Raw genomic sequence first — 14,700 nt, 5'->3', positions numbered from 1 at the left:
ATAATCGATAGCAAGTACTGCTCGTGGTGAGAAGGTTTTGCGGTTCGAGGGGGGGGCTACTGTAATCAGTCCAAAGCAGTTCAACAAGAAAGCATGCCAGCCAACATCAAATGGCATACCTAGTGGCATACCAAAAACCACAGATACAAAAAAGCCCAACCTGATCAATCAGTTGGGCTATATAGATGGCGGAGGAGGTGGGATTTGAACCCACGGATGGTCGCCCATCGCCGGTTTTCAAGACCGGTGCATTCAGCCGCTCTGCCACCCCTCCGCGACAGTGCGGCGAATATTACCCATGGCGATTGCCCTTGTAAATCCCCTCACTGCTCGTTTGCCGATTTATTGGGCTAAATGACGCACAAAGCCGCCAATTTGAGCATAACCAGCGCTTTTTCAACCAGATAACTTGACTTGAAAACAGACTCACCCACTATAGTCAGCATCACGAAATCCCCAGCAAGATGGACTTATGAAAATCAAACATGCCCTGCTTTGCGCCCTGACGGGTGCCACCCTGCTTGCGGCGCCGGTTCAGGCGAGCGAACTGACCAAGAGCGACGTGGAACAGATAGTGCGCGACTATCTGGTCAAGAACCCGGAGATCCTGGTCGAGATGTCCAACGCCCTGCGCGCCAAGCAGGAGAGCCAGCAGGCCGAGAGCGACAAGACGTTGATCAAGGCACACGCCAAGCAGCTCTATAGCAACCAGGATCCGGAGAGCGGCAATCCCAAGGGCAGCCTGACCGTGGTCGAGTTCTTCGACTACAACTGCGGCTACTGCAAACGCGCCCACCCGCTGATCAAGCAGCTGCTGGCGGAAGACAAGGACATTCGCTACATCTACAAGCAGTTCCCGATCCTGAGCGAGACCTCCTACTTCGCCGCCCGCGCTGCCCTGGCGGTACAGCTGGGTCAGCCCGACAAGTACCAGGCCTTCCACGAGAAGCTGTACGCCCATCAGGGCCCGCTGGCCGACGAGGCACAGGTGAAGCAGCTGGCGGAAGCAGCCGGCGTCAACTGGAGTAAGGTTGAAGCCAAGATCAAGGATGGCAGCATCGATCAGAATCTCGGCACCAACCGGGCGCTGGCCGAAGCCATGAGCATCTCGGGCACACCGGCCTTCATCATCGGCGATCAGATCCTGCGCGGCGCACCGCGCGATCTGGCCAGCCTGAAAGGCTTCATCAAGGATGTGCGCGCCGGCAAGAGCATTCAGTAATCCCGCTCCGGCACATAAAAAAACGCCCCGGCATGCCGGGGCGTTTTGCTATTCAAGCTGCAAACCATCAGGCCTGATGGGCCGTCGCGAGAAGCTGTCCGCAAGGCTGAAGAGCAGCGCAGGGACCCGAGTTTATATGAATAAATGAGGTTCCTGAGCAGCGCATGACCCTTGATCACGCCTTCGCAGCAGGGCCATAACCGTTCGGGTTCTGGCTTTGCCAGCGCCAGGTATCCACCATCATCCGCTCCAGACCACGCTCGGCCTGCCAGCCCAGCTCGGCACGGGCCTTGTGCGGCTCGGCCCAGCACTCGGCGATGTCGCCGGGGCGACGGGGCTTGATCTGGTAGGGAATGGTGCGACCGCTGGCCGCTTCAAATGCCTTGATCATCTCCAGCACCGAGTAACCCTGACCGGTACCCAGGTTGTAGGTAAAGACCCCGGTATCCGACGCGATGCGTGCCAGCGCTTTCAGGTGACCGATGGCGAGATCCACCACGTGAATGTAATCGCGCACCCCGGTACCGTCCGGCGTCGGGTAGTCGTTGCCAAACACCCCCAGCTCCTTGAGCTTGCCCACACCGACCTGACTGATATAGGGCAGCAGGTTGTTGGGAATACCGTTGGGATCTTCCCCGATGAGGCCGCTCTCGTGGGCACCAACCGGGTTGAAGTAGCGCAGCAGCACGATGGCCCAGCGGGGATCGGACTTGGCGAGATCGCGCAGGATCTCTTCGACCATCAGCTTGGAGCGGCCATAAGGGTTGGTCGCGCTGGTGGGGAAATCTTCCCGCAGCGGTACCGAGGCCGGATCGCCGTAAACGGTGGCCGAGGAGCTGAATACCAGCCGGAACACCCCGGCCCTGGCCATCTCTTCGCACAGCACCAGGGTGCCGGTGATGTTGTTCTGGTAGTAGGTGAGCGGGATCTGGCTCGACTCGCCGACGGCCTTGAGCCCGGCGAAATGGATCACCGACTCGATCTGGTGGGCGGCAAACAGCTGTTGCAGGCAGACCCGGTCCAGCACATCCCCTTCGACGAAGATGACCGGCTTGCCGGTGATCCGCTCGACCCGTTTGAGAGATTCGGGGGAGGAGTTGGAGAGGTTGTCCAGCACCACGACCTGCTGCCCGACGTTCAAGAGTTCAACCAGGGTATGGGAGCCGATATAGCCGGCGCCCCCTGTGACCAGAATTGTCATTTTGTATCCCGCGTTCGACTGAAACTGGAGCTGAGTCTACCCGCCCGGCCCCGCTGCGAAAAGAGCGGGATGCTCATGGCCCCCTCAATAGTCGACGCTGACATCCCCGCTGGCGGTGCAGGAACAGGCCAGTGCCACCCCGCGCTCGAGATCCTGTGCACTCAGGGTCATCACGCTCTGGCGCTCGATTTCACCTTCCGTGGTACAGCGACAGGCCCCACACACCCCGGCACGGCAGGCCGCCATCATGGTTTCCCCCGCCCCCTCCAGCGCCGCCAGCAGGGTCTGACCCGGCAGGATCTTCACCTTCTTGCCGCTCTTTTTGAGGGTCAGCCAGAAGTGGTCGCTGCCGGCCGCAACTGGCGCCGCACTCGATGCTCCAGCAGGCAGACCGAACGACTCCTGGTGCAACTGCGCTGCCGGCAGGCCCAGCTCCGCCAGCATGGTGCAGACTGCTGTCATGTAGGGGGCTGGCCCGCACAGATAGACGTGGCGTGCGAGCAAATCTGGCGCCAGTTCCTTCAACATGTCCGGTGTGAGCCGGCCAACCCAGGGATAAGCCGTTGGCGCCTCATCCCCTACTTTCTCCAGCACTAAAGCGTGGCGCACGCCGGAATGAGCAGCGGCCAGCGCAGCCAAATCGTCTGCGAAGATCACATCCTCCGGCGAGCGGGCACTGTGAATGAAGCGGATGTCGGCGTCCGGCCGTTTGGCCAGCTCGTCACGCAGCATGGCCCACATGGGGGTGATGCCGGAGCCGGCACTCAAGAGCAGCGGCCGCTCGCAGGGCAAGGCAGTCAGGTTGAAGTCGCCGAAGGGGCCATCCACCCGGATCTCGTCCCCCACTTGCAGAGTCTGGTGCAGATGGTGGGAGACCAGTCCGACATCCTTGATGGTGACCTGCCAGCAGCCATCCTGCGGGCTGGAAGAGAGGGTATAGGCACGGCAGTGGGGCTTGCCGTCAATCTCGGTGTGCAGCGTCACGCACTGGCCGGCCAGCACGGCGGGCAGGCTGCCCGTCTGCAGCACGAACTGCCAGCTCACCACGTCGTGGGTATCCGCCCGGCGGCCGATGCACCTGAGGGTGAGAGAGGTGGAGGTCATCGCAAGGCTCCTCTTGCTGAAAAATGTTGGAAAGGTGTCGTTAAAAAAAGGCGAGCCATCAGGCTCGCCAAAGGCTTACAACATGCTGAGCGTGTAAGGCAGATGTGGCGCCGCTCAGGCCGCCAGGATCTCGGCGAGATCGGCTTCGGCCGTGGTGGTTCCTTTCAGACCGAACTGCTCCTCCAGCACCTTGAGCAGAGCCGGGGTGAGGAAGGCCGGAGCAGTCGGGCCGGTACGGATGTCCTTCACACCCAACGCCAGCAGGGTGAGCAGGATGACGATGGCTTTTTGCTCGAACCAGGAGAGCACCAGGGTCAGCGGCAGATCGTTGACGCCGCACTCGAACGCCTCGGAGAGCGCCAGCGCCAACTGGATGGCGGAGTAGGCATCGTTGCACTGACCCACGTCCAGCAGACGGGGAATGCCGCCGATGTCGCCGAAGTCGAGCTTGTTGAACTTGTACTTGCCGCAACCCAGTGTCAGCAGCAGGCTGTCCTGCGGGATCGCCTTGGCAAACTCGGTGTAGTAGGCGCGCTCGGCACGGTCGCCGTCACAGCCACCGACCAGGAAGAAGTGGCTGATTTCGCCGGCCTTGACCTTGTCGATCACCGCCGGGGCGGCCTGCATCAGGGCGTTGCGGGCAAAGCCGATGGTGATGAAGTGTTCCAGCTCAACGTGCTTGAAGCCTTCCAGCGCTTGCGCCTTGGCGATCACGGCAGAGAAATCTTCCCCTTCCAGGTGGGTCACGCCCGGCCAGCCGACGATGGAGCGGGTGAAGATGCGATCCGAGTAGTTGCCCACGTTCGGGTCGATGATGCAGTTGGAGGTCATCACCACCGCGCCCGGGAAGTTGGCAAACTCCTTCTGCTGGTTCTGCCAGGCAGAGCCGTAGTTGCCCACCAGGTGCGGGTACTGCTTGAAGAAGGGGTAGGCCAGCGCTGGCAGCATCTCGCCATGGGTGTAGACATTGATGCCGGTGCCCTTGGTCTGCTCCAGGATGAGCTTGAGATCCACCATGTCGTGACCGGAGACCAGGATGCACTTGCCCGGAACCGGAGTGACGCGAACCTGGGTCGGCTCCGGATGGCCGAAGGCGGTGGTTTCACCGAGATCCAGCATCTCCATGATCTTGAAGTTGAGCAGGCCAATGTCCATGGCGCACTTGAACAGCGGATCCAGATCGCTCGGATCCGTACCGAGCCAGCTCATGATGCGATGGAATTCGGCGGCTACCCCGGCATCCTGCTGATCCAGCACCCGGGCGTGTTCCATGTAGGCAGCGGCGCCCTTGAGGCCGTAGAGGCAGAGCAGGCGCAGCCCCATGATGTCTTCGTTGACCTCGTTCTTGCCACGGTTGACTGCGGTCTGCGGCGCCTGGGCCAGCTGGGCCAGCAGATCGGCACCCGGCTCGAAACGGGCGGCAGCGGGCAGTGTGTCGGCCTGCACCGCCAGCGGTGCCAGCTTGGCGGCCAGTTGCTGACGATAGGTCAGCGCCTGGTTGACATAGGCCACGATGCGGGCGGAGTCGAAGTTGACGTTGGTGAGGGTGGCAAAGAAGGCCTTGGGCACGAAGGCGTCGATCTCGCTGTCGACGATGCCGTGCTCTCGGGCGGCCAGCGCCCAGGCGCTGAGCCCCTGCAGGGTATAGATCAGCACATCCTGCAGATCCGAGGTTTCAGCCGTCTTGCCGCACATACCTTGTGCATAGGCGCAGCCGTTGCCTGCCGGGGTACGAATTGTCTGTTCACATTGCACACAAAACATCATGCCTCTCCTAATTGGACATTTCAGTTGTTTGTTTTGTGGCGATTCTATTCCTACGGCTCAGAACTTAATAGGCATTCGATTTGCCAATTCAATTTTCATTGATGCAGATCAAAAACAAAAAAGCCGCCCAAACAGGGCGGCAAGCGGGTGGATAAAAGGAGAGACAACTCAGGTTTGCAACAGAACACGATAATGGAACGGGCTGGGCTGGCATCTGGTCAGGCAGGTCCAGCCCTTCGCTTCATCAAGCCGGCATGCTTCGCAGCGTCCGGCATGATTGGCTATCAGGCTAAATAAGCGCGCAGCATCCAGACCAGTTTCTCCTGCTGCTGCACATAGTCGGAGAGAATGGACGCAGTCCCTTCATCACCGGCATCGGCGGCCTGCCCCAGGATGCGGCGCTGGGCCACCAGCAGTTCGCGGAAACTCTCCAGCAGCGATTCGACGCAGGCACGACCATCGTGCAGCCCCTTCTGCTCGGGAATGGCGGAAACTTTCAGGTAGTCGCTGAAGCTGTGCAGCGGCACGCCATCCAGGGTCAGGATGCGCTCGGCCAGCGCATCGACCTTCAGCAGCAGGTCGTTGTAAATCTCTTCGAACTTCAGGTGCAGCTCGAAGAACTGGTTGCCGCGGATGTTCCAGTGGAAGCCGCGAACATTCATGTAAAGGATCTGGTAGCTGGCCAGCAACTTGTTCAGCTCGGCGGCCAACGCTTGTGATTGAACGGTATCAAGACCAATCGGACTCTTCATGTTTCACCTCCAGATTTGACGACTTGGTCATCTTAGAACTCATCAGACTCAAAAGGTAATAGTTAAGATCTAACTGATTGATAGCGTGCGGCTATCATCCCAGCAGTTGCCTGGCTAGGCGGCTCATTCAGGCTGCCGCTCGATGTAGAGAAGCACCTCCCCCAGCTGGATGCCGAACTTGCTGATGGCAGCCCGGTTGAGCAGGCGATTTTCATCCAGCAGATACATCCAGTCATCGAAACTCACCCGCACCACGCTGCCGTCAGGCAGCGCCAGATCGAGCTGATAGCGCCAGTTGAGGGCAAAGCCTGCCGTCTTGCCTACCGCCTCCCCCACCACGTCGGCCGCCGTGCCGCGCCAGTGACCATCCACCCCCTTGCTCAAAAACCAGGTGCGGGTCTGCTGGCGCCCGTCATCAAAATAGAACTGCTCGAACAGCTCTCCTTTGTCCCCCTGCCAGTGCCCGCGCATCTCCACTCGAAAACGGCTGGTCACCTCGCCGCTGCGATCGGTCACCAGACCGTGCGCCGTCAGCTTGCCATTGAAGAAGCGGGCGGGATCCCATTCAGGGCCCTGGCCGCGATAATCCTCCAGACTGCTGCCGCAACCAGCCAGCAGCAAGAGTGGCAACAACAGCAGGTAGCGACAGGCGTGGATGTATTTTATGAATCCCTTTTGCATCAGCGCTCTCCTCGCAGGCGGCGGGTCAGCGCCGGATCACGGCTCCCTTGTGCCAGCCAGATGGCAAGAAAGGCCGCCGAAAATTGCGGATCGGCGAGGGTGCCGAGCGGCTTGTCCCGCCACCAGAAATGGCCCGCGCCGCCCCTGTCGACATAGAAGGTAAGCCGGTCACCCGCCTGGACATCGGGCCAGAGCGCGGCGAGCTGGCCAAGCCAGCCCTGGCGCTGCTGCTCGCTGCCCAGCCCCAGTCGCTGCCACTCGGCGGCGGTGGCGCTCAACAGATCGTCCCGTTGAATGGCTCTGGCGTAGGTGAGGCTGAGTGCCTGAGGATAGTGACCCGGCCGATAGCGGCCGTTCTCGCTGTAGAGGGTGGCGTCATAGAGCTTGAACCAGAGCCAGCTCATCTCGCCGCGCCCGACCGGCTGCAGCTGCTGCCAGGGAGTAACCAGGGCTTGCCCGGTCTGGGCGTAAGGGGTCAGCGGTAGGCTCAAACCTGCCAGCAGCAGGCTAATTCCACCCCATGTGCCAATGGGCGGGGTCTTCGAGTTCATGCCAGTCCATCTCCTGCTCCAGCAGCGTGTTGATATCCTGCATCACCACCTGCTGCAGCTGCCCCTGCGCGTCGCGCTGACAGGCCACCACCAGATAGAAACGCTCGGTCAGCTCGTGCCGGCTCTCTTTGGTCCATTTGGAAAACAACAAGGTGTCGGTCGAAAAGGTGTTCATCTCGCTTCACCCTCCAGCTTGACCGTTACCCACAGGAGTACGGGTAACCACCACATCCAGATCACCGCCAGCAGTGCCGCACTGATCCCGATGCCCCAAGGTAAGTGTACTGCCCCCATGGCGGCTCCCGCCACATAGGAGGAGGTCCCCCCAACCATGCCAAACAGCCCCTGCTGCCAGCGCGGCAAGGGCCGCAGCCAGCGCAGACCGTGGGAGAGGGTCAGGGCAAAACCGCACCAGAGCAGCACCAGCCAAAGCGGAAAACCGGTGTTGAAATAAAACAGCCCGAGTTGCCAGAGCAAGGCATCGAGCAGGCTGCCGGCAAGAGCGACCGGGATGAGCCGCCAGTCGTGACAGCGGCGCGGAGAGAAGAGAAAATGAAGCAGCAGCAGTGCCAGCAGCGGGCCCGGCTGCTGCCACTTCACCGCCAGCAACCAGTAGAGGTTGAACCCCAGCAGATGGGCCCACTGCCACATGATCAGCGACCGCCGACGGGCAGATCCCCACTCCAGCCGAGTGGGCCCGGTTTGGCCGCCTCCAGCTGCACCAGGCTGATGGTGCGCTCCCAGAAGCCCCCTTCACAGTAGGCAAAGTAGAAGTGCCACAGCCGGATGAAATCCTGGCTGTAACCGAGCTTGGGCAGCTCGGGCGCCAGCGCCAGAAAGCGATCGCACCAGTGAGCCAGGGTGCGGGCATAGTGATGGCCGTGATCGTGCAACCGCACCAGCTGCATGTCGGTCTCGCGCGCCAGCAGACCCGCCATCTGGGAGACGCTCGGCAGACAGCCACCGGGGAAGATGTAACGCTGGATGAAATCGACCCCGCGCAGATACTGGGCATGGCGCTGGTCGGCGATGGTGATGGCCTGAATGAGCAGGCGACCACCGGGTTTGAGCAGCCGCGACAGCTGGCGGAAATAGTCGGGCAGGAAGGCGTGGCCCACCGCTTCGATCATCTCGATGGAGACCAGCTTGTCGTAAGTGCCCTCCAGCTTGCGGTAATCCTCCAGCAGCAAGGTGATGCGATCCCCCAGCCCCTCCCGCGCAATCCACTCCTTGGCGTAATCGTGCTGGGCCCGGGAGATGGTGGTGGTGGTCACCCGGCAGCCATAGTGACGGGCCGCATAGACGGCGAGGCCGCCCCAGCCGGTGCCGATCTCCAGCAGATGATCGTCGGGGCCAAGTGCCAGCCGCTCGCAGATGGTGCGCAGCTTGGCCTGCTGCCCCTCTTCCAGGCTGGCCTCGGCATGGGGATAGATGGCGCTCGAGTACTGCATGTGGCTGTCGAGAAAACCCTGATATAGGGTGTTGCCGAGATCGTAGTGGGCGGCGATGTTGGAGCGCGAGCCGGTCAGGGTATTGCGATTGAGCCAATGACGCACCTTGTTGAACGGGAAGCTGAGCCAGCCCAAACGCCGCTCAAGGGAATCGAGCAGGGTCAGATTGCGGGCCAGCAAGCGCACCAGTGCCACAGGATCCGGGCTGGTCCAGAGCCCCTCCACCCAGGTTTCCCCGGCGGCAATGCTGCCCCCCAGCAGCAGGCGGCGGTAGAAGGCCGGATCCTGCACCACCAGCTCGGCGTGCAGATCGGTGCCCGCCACGCCAAAGCTGTGACGCTCAGCGCCATCCCGCAGCAGCAGCTGGCCATGTTCGAGGCGATCCAGCAGATTGAGCAGCAGTTGCCTGGCCCCCTTGTCGATGAAAGAGGCAGAGAGGGTTGATTGAGCAAGTTCCATTAGCGGCTCTCCGGATGGGTAAAAATCGGTATTCGTTTGATAAAAAGACGCAGGGCCTGCCAGTAGATCCCGAGCAGCACCTTCATGGTCATCCAGGGCCAGCGGGCCAGCAGGGCCACCAGCCCCTTGCGCGACAGCGGTGCCCGGCGCAGTGCCAGGGTGGCGTCAAACAGCTTGGCCTCCCCGGATACGGGATGACTCTCGATGTGGATCAGTGTCTCCTGCGTGGGCGGACGAATGCGCCAGTGGTAGCGCATCGCCAGCCCCATAAAGGGAGAGACGTGAAAATCCTTGTCATGGGGGGCCAGCGCCGCCAGATCCAGCAGGTAGTAGTGGCGCTCGTTCCAGGGGGTGTTCGACACCTCCGCCAGCAGATAGCGCGCCTCTCCCTGCCGGTAGCAGAAGTAGAAGTTGACCGGGCTGAAGTAGAAGCCCAAACAGCGCACGTTGCCAAGCAGCAGCACCCGCCCCTCGGGCTCGGCATCGCCACCCAGTTCGCTCACCTTCTGCCACACCGCCTGCTTGAGCGGCCCTTCGCTGCCCCGCAGATAGTCGTCACGGTGAAACGAGAGCAGCCCTGCTCGCTCCACCCCGAACCAGCGCCCGCGATCGAGTTGTGACAGCTCGTCGAGATCCAGCCCCAGCATAAAGAGGTTGTAGGAGAAGGCATGGGCGCGCGGTGCAAAGCGGCGGTGGCGCACCGACCCCTGCCAAATAGCGCTGGTGACGCCCGCCAGTTCGTCGGATCGCTCATGTTCGGTGGCCACGGTGGCGCCGTTCATAGCTCGGCCCCGAACCGTCTGGCCACGTCCAGCGCGCTGCGCACCCCGTCTTCGTGAAAGCCGTTGTACCAGTAGGCGCCGCAGAAGTGGGTGTGCTGCTGGCCGCAGATCTCGGCCCGCCGCTGCTGGGCGGCGATGGAGGCCTGATTGAACACTGGATGGTGGTAGACGAAGCGGCGCAGCACCTTACTCTCGTCCACCTTGCCCTCGGGATTGAGGCTGACGCAGAAGGGCTGCGGCGAGCTGACCCCCTGCAATATGTTCATGTTGTAGCTCACCAACGGCCGCGCCCCGTCATCCTCGCCCAGCTGATAGTTCCAGCTGGCCCACGCCTTGCGGCGTACCGGCAGGCAGCGCACATCGGTGTGCAGCCAGACGTCGTTGGCCTGATAGGGCATGGCGCCGAGAATCGCCAGTTCCCGCTCGCCCGGATCCGCCAGCAACGCCAGCGCCTGATCGCTGTGACAAGCGAGGATCACCTCGTCAAACCGCTCCTCGCCGTAGCTGCTCTGGATCAGCACCCCGTCCACCTGGCGCCGGATCCCCTGCACCGAACAGGCCAGACGAATGTGAGCCTGCCAGCCGGCCGTCAGCGGGCCGATATATTCCCGTGAGCCGCCGGGGATCACGTACCACTGGGGCCGGTTGGCCACCTCGAGCAGGCCGTGGTTGGCAAAAAAGCGCAGGAAGAAGCCCAGCGGAAAGGCGCGCATATCGGCCAGGGTCGACGACCAGATGGCGGCCCCCATCGGCAAAATGTAGTGGCGGGCGAAGTAGTCGCTGAACTCCCCCACCTGCAGAAAATCCCCCAGGGTCAGCTCGGGGCCCTCGCCCTGATGTTGACCATCGGCCAGCCAGGCCCGTGCCTCGCGGTTGAAGCGCAGGATCTCGGCGACGAAGCCGTAGAAACGGGGGCTCAGCAGGTTGCTGCGCTGGGCAAACAGGGTATCCAGGTTGTGACCGTTGTACTCCAGCCCCTGCGGGCTTTTCACCGAGAAGCTCATCTCGGCCGGCTGCCGCGCCACCCCGATCCGCTCGAGCAGCCTCAGGAAGTTGGGGTAGGTGCGGTCGTTGAAGACGATGAAGCCGGTGTCGATGGCATAGCTGCGCCCCGCCTGGTGGACGTCGACGGTGGCGGTGTGGCCGCCCAGGGTCGGCGCCGCCTCGAACAGGGTGATGTCGTGCAGCTTGTGGAGCAGAAAACCGGCGGTCAGACCTGAAATACCGGAGCCAACGATGGCGATCCTTTTCTTCATGAAGGGCGTCCTTTCGAAACGAGTGTGCGGCCAAGACGCAGCCAGAGCCCCACCGGCAGCGCGCCAAGCAGGCGCAGCAGCCAGATGAAACGGCGGGGAAAGTGGATCTGGTGACGACCGGCAATGAGCCCCGCCATGATGGCGCGGGAAGTCTCTTCCACCGTCACCAGACAGGGCATGGGAAAATCATTTTTGGCGGTGAGCGGGGTCTGAACAAAGCCGGGGCGGATCAGGGTCACGCCGATCCCTTTGCCGGCCAAATCGAGGCGCAGGGTATCCGCCAGATAATCGAGGGCCGCCTTGGAGGCGCCATAGGCTTCGGCCCTGGGCAGCGGCAACCAGCTCACCGACGAGCTGACGATGGCAAGGCGTCCGCCCGCCCCGAGCAGCGGCAAAAAGGCGGCCAGGGAATGACCGGTGGCAACGAGGTTGGTCTCGATGACCCGGGCAAACAGGGCGCCGTCAAACCCCTCGGCGACATCCATGTACTCGCAGTTGCCGGCATTGAGGATCACCAGATCGACCCGCGGCAACCCGGCGGCCGCCTCGCTCACCGCGCTTGCATCGCGCCCGTCAAACTGCAGCGGCGTGATGCCGTGGCGACCCAGTGCCAGCAGCCGCTCGCCATCGCGCCCGCAACCCCACACCTGCCAGCCGGCGCGCCGATAATCGAGTGCCAGCTGAAAGCCGATGCCGGAGGTGGCACCGGTGATCAGCACCCGGCCGCCGCTCATGCGCCCAGCCTCCTCTTGATAGTACGCACCAGGGGGCCTATCAGCGGCAACTGTTCGTAGAGCATGGCGCCCAGATCGAAGTAGTCGCGATGCAGGCACACCTTGCCCGCCGCATCGAACTCGAGGCGGGTGGCCCCCTCCACAGTCACTGGCGCACCGCCACGCAGCCTTGGATGAGAGAAAGTCATGGTCCAGCCGAGCCAGGCCTGACGCCCCTGCAGCAGCTGACTGGTGATGACGAAGCGGCAGTAGGCCAGGCGCTGATAGAGGACGGCAAAATAGTCGGTGAGCGCCGCCAGCCCCTCGATGCGGTGAGCAGGATCGGTAAAGACCACCTCGTTTGCATAGACCTCGGGCAAACGGTGCAGCTCGTCTCTGCTTAGCTGCTGATAGAGGGCCACAAAGCGGGCCAGCGACTCATCCATGCTATTTCTCCAGGGCGCGAAACATCTCGATGGCTCTCACCCGGGCAACGGCGTGGTCCACCATGGGAGCCGGATAATCGTGCCGCCCCTTGAGCCGCAACCAGTCGTGGGGCTGGTGCAGATAGGCGGCAGGCAGATCAGCCAGCTCAGAGACCCAGATACGAATGAACTCCCCTTGCGGATCAAACCGTTGCCCCTGAGTGGTGGGGTTGAACACCCGGAAATAGGGCGCCGCATCGGCGCCGGTCCCCGCCGCCCACTGCCAGCCACCGTTGTTGGCCGCCAGATCGCCGTCGATCAGTCGGCTCATGAAATAATCCTCCCCGAGCCGCCAGTGGATATGGAGATCCTTGGTGAGAAAGCTCGCCACTATCATCCGCAGCCGGTTGTGCATCCAGCCGGTGGCGTTGAGGCAGCGCATCGCCGCATCGACAATGGGGTAGCCGGTACGTCCCTCGCACCAGGCGGCAAAGGCATCCGGGTCCCAGATCCACGGCAGCGCTGCGGTCTCCGGTTTGAAGGGCCGATTCATGGAGAGGGTCGGGATCAGCACCAGCAGGTGGCGATAGAACTCGCGCCAGATGAGCTCATTGAGCCAGACAAAGCCGGGCTGAGCCTTCGACTGGGGCCGGTAGCCAAGCCGCTGCTGCAAGGCCGCCACGCACTGACGGGGGCTGATGATGCCGGCAGCCAGATAGGGGGATAGCACGGAGGTACCCGCGATGGCAGGGAAATCCCGGGTCTCACCATAGTCGAGCACCGCCTGCTCCAGAAAGTCATTCAGACGGCGGCTGGCCTCGGCCTCCCCCACCGGCCAGCGGGGGTCTGCCGTCAGCTCGCCAAGGGCGGCATCGACGAAGTGCCGCTCCGCCAGCGGCTGCCACGGCAGCGGCTCACCACGGGCAGTGGGCGCGCGATGAATGACGAAACCATCCTCGTCGAGGGCCTTGAGCCAAGCGCGGCTGAAGGGGGTGAAAACCTTGAACATCTCGCCAGAGCCGGTCAGCACCCGCCCTGGCGGCAATACGCAACAGCCGTTGAGCCAGTGACAACCCACCGCCTGCTCCGCCAGCGCGGCGCTGACGGCCTGATCCCGGCGCTGCTCGTCGATCTCGATGGCCTGATTGGCGTAGAGCTGGGTCACACCCAGCTCGTGGCAAAGCTCTGCCAGCGCCGCCGGCACCTCGGCAAAGGTCTCTACCCGCAGCAGATGGAGCGGGATGCCGAGCGCCGCCAGCTCGCGCCCCAGCACATCGACCTGCGCCAGCACAAAGCGCTGACGGATGGGGGCCAGCTTGTGCTGCCGCCACTGGGTGGGAGAGAGGATAAAGAGCGCGGCCACCGGCCCATCACCGGCGCAGGCATGCCGCAGCGCTGGGTTGTCGGCCAGACGCAGATCATTGCGAAACCAGACCAGCTTCATGATTTTTTCCTCCCGCGCCCGCCGGCACCACCCGCCGCAGGCCTACCCGCCATCGCCTCGGCAAGGCTCGCCTGCCAGCCGTGGGCTTGCAGCCACTCGCCATCGTAGAGGCGCCCCAGTTCGCCAAAGAAGCGGGTACCGGCCGGCCAGCCGGCGGCCAGCTCCTGCTTGCCAAGGCCGGCCCCCAGCAACACCAGCCAGGGGGTGACGGCGCGCCCCTCCAGCAGGCTGGCATGGCGCGGCTCCACCGCCCCCAGCAGCTGCACCTCATGGCCCTGACCGATCAGCTCGTAAGCGGCCCAGACCAGATCGAGCGGGCCGACCTGTCCCCAGCTCGCCAAGGTGACCGGCATGCCCTTCTCCTGCTCGATGAGGTGGCGGGCAAAGCGGGTATGCAGCCAACCCAGCCACACCTGTTGCAGCAGCTCGCCATCGGGGCGCTCGCGCCACAGCCCGAGCAGCCGCTCCACCAGTGGCTGCAGCACCCGGCTGCGCACCAGCTCGAACGGGTAGCTCGCCAGCAGGTCGTTAAGCTCGGCCTCCGCCTTGCGCTGGTTGAAGGCGAGCAGCGCCTGACTGAACTGCTCCAGGGTTTGCTGCCAGTGATCGCTCACCGGCTGGGCCTGGGGTTCACTCAGGAGCCCCTTCACCTGCCCGATGCTCACTCCCCGCTCCAGCCAGCTCAGGATCTCGCCTATCTGGCGAATGTCCTGCTCGCTGTAGAGGCGGTGGCCCTTCTCGGTGCGGGCCGGCTGCACCAGCCCGTAGCGGCGCTGCCAGGCGCGCAGGGTCACGGCGTTGACGCCGGTGAGGCGGGAGACCTCGCGAATGGGGTAGATCCCCTCCTCCGGCGAAAGAGAAGCGGCGTGCGGTAAATCAGACATAACGGCAT

16 protein-coding genes and 1 tRNA gene are annotated in these 14,700 nt (G+C 63.0%); 1 reads left to right on the top strand and 16 read right to left on the bottom strand.

What is annotated here, in order from left to right; translation table 11 throughout:
- Positions 1–186 precede the first annotated feature (186 nt).
- Positions 187–274 (bottom strand) — tRNA-Ser (locus tag E5E96_RS12770).
- Between the two features lie 198 nt (positions 275–472).
- Between E5E96_RS12770 and E5E96_RS12765 the strand changes: the two genes are divergently transcribed.
- Positions 473–1,222, top strand: coding sequence for a DsbA family protein (locus E5E96_RS12765; RefSeq protein WP_011705041.1), 750 nt, complete (start codon positions 473–475; stop codon positions 1,220–1,222).
- Positions 1,223–1,397: 175 nt separating this feature from the next.
- Here E5E96_RS12765 and galE read toward each other — a convergent pair whose 3' ends face one another.
- The 15 genes from galE to E5E96_RS12690 all read right to left on the bottom strand — a co-directional run bounded on the left by galE (position 1,398) and on the right by E5E96_RS12690 (position 14,692).
- Complete coding sequence (galE, locus tag E5E96_RS12760; protein ID WP_171282307.1) at positions 1,398–2,423, bottom strand: UDP-glucose 4-epimerase GalE; 1,026 nt, start codon at positions 2,421–2,423, stop codon at positions 1,398–1,400.
- Between the two features lie 84 nt (positions 2,424–2,507).
- Entirely contained in the window at positions 2,508–3,527 is a 1,020-nt protein-coding gene (locus E5E96_RS12755) for a hybrid-cluster NAD(P)-dependent oxidoreductase (RefSeq protein ID WP_171282306.1), read from the bottom strand.
- Positions 3,528–3,641: 114 nt separating this feature from the next.
- Entirely contained in the window at positions 3,642–5,291 is a 1,650-nt protein-coding gene (gene hcp, locus E5E96_RS12750; RefSeq protein ID WP_041217225.1) for a hydroxylamine reductase, read from the bottom strand.
- A 287-nt stretch (positions 5,292–5,578) separates the two neighbouring features.
- Positions 5,579–6,046 carry a Dps family protein gene (locus E5E96_RS12745; RefSeq protein ID WP_011705037.1) on the bottom strand — a complete coding sequence of 156 codons (468 nt, stop codon included), beginning with the start codon at positions 6,044–6,046 and terminating at the stop codon, positions 5,579–5,581.
- A 123-nt stretch (positions 6,047–6,169) separates the two neighbouring features.
- Positions 6,170–6,727, bottom strand: coding sequence for a DUF3833 domain-containing protein (locus E5E96_RS12740; RefSeq protein ID WP_171282305.1), 558 nt, complete (start codon positions 6,725–6,727; stop codon positions 6,170–6,172).
- Positions 6,727–7,278 carry a chalcone isomerase family protein gene (locus tag E5E96_RS12735; RefSeq protein ID WP_253264626.1) on the bottom strand — a complete coding sequence of 184 codons (552 nt, stop codon included), beginning with the start codon at positions 7,276–7,278 and terminating at the stop codon, positions 6,727–6,729. The genes E5E96_RS12740 and E5E96_RS12735 overlap by 1 nt, the downstream gene beginning before the upstream one ends.
- A complete protein-coding gene (locus E5E96_RS12730; protein WP_011705034.1) occupies positions 7,235–7,453 on the bottom strand; it encodes a TIGR02450 family Trp-rich protein in 219 nt (72 codons plus the stop codon). The genes E5E96_RS12735 and E5E96_RS12730 overlap by 44 nt, the downstream gene beginning before the upstream one ends.
- Entirely contained in the window at positions 7,450–7,929 is a 480-nt protein-coding gene (locus E5E96_RS12725; RefSeq protein ID WP_171282304.1) for a DUF2878 domain-containing protein, read from the bottom strand. The genes E5E96_RS12730 and E5E96_RS12725 overlap by 4 nt, the downstream gene beginning before the upstream one ends.
- A gap of 2 nt (positions 7,930–7,931) precedes the next feature.
- The gene (locus E5E96_RS12720) at positions 7,932–9,188 is read right to left on the bottom strand and encodes a cyclopropane-fatty-acyl-phospholipid synthase family protein (protein ID WP_171282303.1); all 1,257 of its coding nucleotides are present in this window, start codon (positions 9,186–9,188) and stop codon (positions 7,932–7,934) included.
- Positions 9,188–9,970: a DUF1365 domain-containing protein gene (locus tag E5E96_RS12715; protein WP_171282302.1), complete on the bottom strand. Its 783-nt coding sequence runs from the start codon at positions 9,968–9,970 to the stop codon at positions 9,188–9,190. The genes E5E96_RS12720 and E5E96_RS12715 overlap by 1 nt, the downstream gene beginning before the upstream one ends.
- On the bottom strand, positions 9,967–11,226 hold the full coding sequence (locus E5E96_RS12710) for an NAD(P)/FAD-dependent oxidoreductase (protein WP_171282301.1): 1,260 nt from the start codon (positions 11,224–11,226) through the stop codon (positions 9,967–9,969). Before E5E96_RS12710 ends, E5E96_RS12715 begins: the two co-directional genes overlap by 4 nt.
- Positions 11,223–11,960, bottom strand: a complete 738-nt coding sequence (locus E5E96_RS12705) for an SDR family NAD(P)-dependent oxidoreductase (protein WP_171282300.1) — start codon at positions 11,958–11,960, stop codon at positions 11,223–11,225. The genes E5E96_RS12710 and E5E96_RS12705 overlap by 4 nt, the downstream gene beginning before the upstream one ends.
- Positions 11,957–12,385: a nuclear transport factor 2 family protein gene (locus tag E5E96_RS12700; protein ID WP_171282299.1), complete on the bottom strand. Its 429-nt coding sequence runs from the start codon at positions 12,383–12,385 to the stop codon at positions 11,957–11,959. Before E5E96_RS12700 ends, E5E96_RS12705 begins: the two co-directional genes overlap by 4 nt.
- A 1-nt stretch (position 12,386) precedes the next feature.
- On the bottom strand, positions 12,387–13,808 hold the full coding sequence (gene phrB, locus E5E96_RS12695; RefSeq protein ID WP_171282298.1) for a deoxyribodipyrimidine photo-lyase: 1,422 nt from the start codon (positions 13,806–13,808) through the stop codon (positions 12,387–12,389).
- Positions 13,805–14,692 (bottom strand): MerR family transcriptional regulator, encoded by an 888-nt coding sequence (locus tag E5E96_RS12690; protein ID WP_171282297.1) that lies wholly within the window; start codon positions 14,690–14,692, stop codon positions 13,805–13,807. The genes phrB and E5E96_RS12690 overlap by 4 nt, the downstream gene beginning before the upstream one ends.
- Positions 14,693–14,700 lie beyond the last annotated feature (8 nt).

The organism is Aeromonas sp. 1805, from assembly GCF_013085525.1.
GTDB classification, from domain to species: Bacteria; Pseudomonadota; Gammaproteobacteria; order Enterobacterales; family Aeromonadaceae; genus Aeromonas; species Aeromonas hydrophila.
Note: the sequence above shows the minus strand (reverse complement) of the source record. Positions and strands in the feature narration are given on the sequence as shown.

Bases quoted from the DNA above. Each gene is read 5' to 3' on its own strand.
- E5E96_RS12690 (WP_171282297.1), bottom strand. From the start codon at position 14,692: ATGTCTGATTTACCGCACGCCGCTTCTCTTTCGCCGGAGGAGGGGATC.
- E5E96_RS12720 (WP_171282303.1), bottom strand. From the start codon at position 9,188: ATGGAACTTGCTCAATCAACCCTCTCTGCCTCTTTCATCGACAAGGGG.
- E5E96_RS12755 (WP_171282306.1), bottom strand. From the start codon at position 3,527: ATGACCTCCACCTCTCTCACCCTCAGGTGCATCGGCCGCCGGGCGGAT.
- E5E96_RS12725 (WP_171282304.1), bottom strand. From the start codon at position 7,929: ATGTGGCAGTGGGCCCATCTGCTGGGGTTCAACCTCTACTGGTTGCTG.
- hcp (WP_041217225.1), bottom strand. From the start codon at position 5,291: ATGTTTTGTGTGCAATGTGAACAGACAATTCGTACCCCGGCAGGCAAC.
- E5E96_RS12705 (WP_171282300.1), bottom strand. From the start codon at position 11,960: ATGAGCGGCGGCCGGGTGCTGATCACCGGTGCCACCTCCGGCATCGGC.
- E5E96_RS12735 (WP_253264626.1), bottom strand. From the start codon at position 7,278: ATGAACTCGAAGACCCCGCCCATTGGCACATGGGGTGGAATTAGCCTG.
- E5E96_RS12730 (WP_011705034.1), bottom strand. From the start codon at position 7,453: ATGAACACCTTTTCGACCGACACCTTGTTGTTTTCCAAATGGACCAAA.
- phrB (WP_171282298.1), bottom strand. From the start codon at position 13,808: ATGAAGCTGGTCTGGTTTCGCAATGATCTGCGTCTGGCCGACAACCCA.
- E5E96_RS12700 (WP_171282299.1), bottom strand. From the start codon at position 12,385: ATGGATGAGTCGCTGGCCCGCTTTGTGGCCCTCTATCAGCAGCTAAGC.
- E5E96_RS12745 (WP_011705037.1), bottom strand. From the start codon at position 6,046: ATGAAGAGTCCGATTGGTCTTGATACCGTTCAATCACAAGCGTTGGCC.
- E5E96_RS12710 (WP_171282301.1), bottom strand. From the start codon at position 11,226: ATGAAGAAAAGGATCGCCATCGTTGGCTCCGGTATTTCAGGTCTGACC.
- E5E96_RS12740 (WP_171282305.1), bottom strand. From the start codon at position 6,727: ATGCAAAAGGGATTCATAAAATACATCCACGCCTGTCGCTACCTGCTG.
- E5E96_RS12715 (WP_171282302.1), bottom strand. From the start codon at position 9,970: ATGAACGGCGCCACCGTGGCCACCGAACATGAGCGATCCGACGAACTG.
- galE (WP_171282307.1), bottom strand. From the start codon at position 2,423: ATGACAATTCTGGTCACAGGGGGCGCCGGCTATATCGGCTCCCATACC.
- E5E96_RS12765 (WP_011705041.1), top strand. From the start codon at position 473: ATGAAAATCAAACATGCCCTGCTTTGCGCCCTGACGGGTGCCACCCTG.